Source organism: Nocardia sp. JMUB6875 (assembly GCF_041154655.1).
Lineage (GTDB): Bacteria > Actinomycetota > Actinomycetes > Mycobacteriales > Mycobacteriaceae > Nocardia.
The window spans coordinates 1-2,281 of sequence record NZ_BAAFGR010000368.1 but is presented as its reverse complement, the minus strand read 5'-3'; the positions used below and the strand labels follow the sequence as shown (position 1 = coordinate 2,281).

The following is a 2,281-nucleotide window of genomic DNA, read 5'->3' as shown; positions in this document are numbered from 1 at the left end:
ACACCTCATTGACCTGCTCCAGCCCGAAATCCACCCCGTCCCCCGGATCCTCACCCACCCCGCCCGGATCCTTGCGCGACCCATCGCGCCCGGTGCGTACATCACTCGTCGTCAAGGCGGCCCCTAGTCTTCGCCAGTCTGTTCGACGAGCGTATCTCCGCCCACCGACACATCCCGAGTACCGCGCCCGCAGCGGCCGATTCGGATCGGCGGCCCATTGTCGTTCTGGGCCGCCTCGGGGTGCGTGCGGGAGCGGTGTCAGGAGCCGATGGCGGCGTTCATGATGGTGCCGGCGCTGGTGGCGATGATGCCGCCGATCATGGCTCCGGCGATCATCTTCGGCGAGGCGAGGCCGCCGCCGGACCACTTCTCCCAGGCGAAGCGGCCGCCCGCGTAGGTGATGCCCAGGACGCCGGAGAGCAGCACGAACCAGGTGAAGTAGCGGACGAGCTTGAGGAGCTTGTCGGCGACCGGCGGTGTCTCCGGGGTGGGATTGCCGAGCTGCGCGAGCACGGCGGGCTGGGAGAACGCCGTGTCGAACTGGGAGAGCACAGTGTCGTGGAAGGCGCTGAGCAACATGGTCACCAGGCAAAGGTACCGCGAAATCATGGCGACATGCCCGGGATGTGTGCGAGATCTACTGCGCGAGAACAACTTTCGTTGTCGTGTTGAGCGGATGACGAGATTCGAACTCGCGACCCTCACCTTGGCAAGGTGATGCGCTACCAGCTGCGCTACATCCGCATCGCTTCCTTCGGGGCGTTTCGGCCCGTCCGGCTGCGAGAGAGAACGATAGCCGACCCGTCGCGCATTTCCAAAACGCCTGGCAAACCCCGAGTTTTCCGGCGCGCCGCCGGGCGCTCGACCGCGAAATTCAGCGAACCGGCCGTGGGCTGTGTCAGCGTGTCAGGGGTCGGTGGTTGCCGTCGACTCAACCACATTGCAGTCTGGGTGCAAGTAGTTGTCGAAATCGGGAGGTCAGCGTGGCGGAGTTGTCCGGCGGAATCAGTCGGCGCGGGCTGTTCGGCGTGGGTCTGGCGGTGGCCGCGAGCGCCGCCCTGGCCGCGTGCAGCTCGGACAAGGACGGCGGCAGCGCGCCCACCACCACGCTCAGCGCTGACCCCGCCGCTATCGCGGCCGACGCTTACGTCTTCGGCTATCCGCTGGTCCTCATGGACGCCACCCGCGCCGCGGGCGGCCCGACCAACCAGTTCGTCCACGCCGACTCCCTGCCGACCTCCGAGGACCGGTACGTGGTCCGCATGAACCTGGACACCCTCTACTCCCAGGCCTGGCTGGACCTGACCGCCGAACCCCTGGTGCTGCAGGTCCCCGGCATGGAGGCCGACCGCTACTGGCTGATGCAGCTCCTCGACGCCTGGACCAACACCACCCATGACCCGAACAGCGTTCGCCCCCAGGTGAATTCGGGCCAGCAGACGCCGCCGTTCACCTATCTCATCACCGGCCCCGGCTGGACGGGCTCCGTCCCCGCAGGCATGACCCAGCTGCGGATGCCGACGAATACGGTCTGGATCATCGGCCGCGTCCAGGTCAACGGCACCGACGACATCCCCGCCGTGCGCGCCATCCAGGAGAAGATGAAGCTCGCCCCGCTGAGCGCGTATCAGGCCGATCCCGAGATCTCAACGCCCGGAGTGGTTTTCGGCTCCGGTCTCAAGGGCTCCTCGCCCTCGAAGGAGGTCGCGAACCTGGACGGCCCCGCCTTCTTCGCCAAGCTGTGCGCGCTCATGGCCGCCGACCCGGCCACCGCTGGCGACGCCCCCGCCCTGAAGCGCTTCGCCACCTTGGGCATCACCCCCGGCGGCACCCCCACCGCCGATGCCGCGGTGCTCGACGCCGGTGTCACCGCCGGAAAGAAGCAGCTCGCCGACTACCGAAACCCGCAGGCCACGGAGGTCAACGGCTGGTCGTATTCGGCCAATGTCGGGGCATACGGCACCGATTACCCCCTGCGCGCCCGCACCGCCCAGGTCGGCCTGGGCGCGAACCTGCCCCAGGACGCCCTCTACCCGACCCTCAACGGCATGGCCGACATCAACGGCACCCCACAACGATTCCGCCTGCACTTCACCCCCGACCAACTCCCACCCGTAGACGCCTTCTGGTCCATCACCGCCTACGACGCCGACAGCTTCCTGGTCCCCAACCCCGCGAACATCTACGCCGTAGGCCACCAAATCCCCATCACCAAGAACCCCGACGGCTCCTTCGACATCACCATCCAAAACGCCGACCCCGGCCCCACAGTCCCCTCCGG

At 67.6% G+C, this 2,281-nt stretch carries 2 protein-coding genes and 1 tRNA gene; 1 reads left to right on the top strand and 2 read right to left on the bottom strand.

The annotated features are described in order from the left end of the window. Positions 1-258 precede the first annotated feature (258 nt). A complete protein-coding gene (locus ACAM49_RS39900; protein WP_369640699.1) occupies positions 259-585 on the bottom strand; it encodes a hypothetical protein in 327 nt (108 codons plus the stop codon). 86 nt (positions 586-671) lie between these two features. Further along, a tRNA-Gly gene (locus ACAM49_RS39895) sits at positions 672-744 on the bottom strand. Positions 745-983: 239 nt separating this feature from the next. Here ACAM49_RS39895 and ACAM49_RS39890 point away from each other — a divergent pair. Then, on the top strand, positions 984-2,281 hold a 1,298-nt coding region (locus ACAM49_RS39890), incomplete at its 3' end, for a DUF1254 domain-containing protein (protein WP_369640698.1).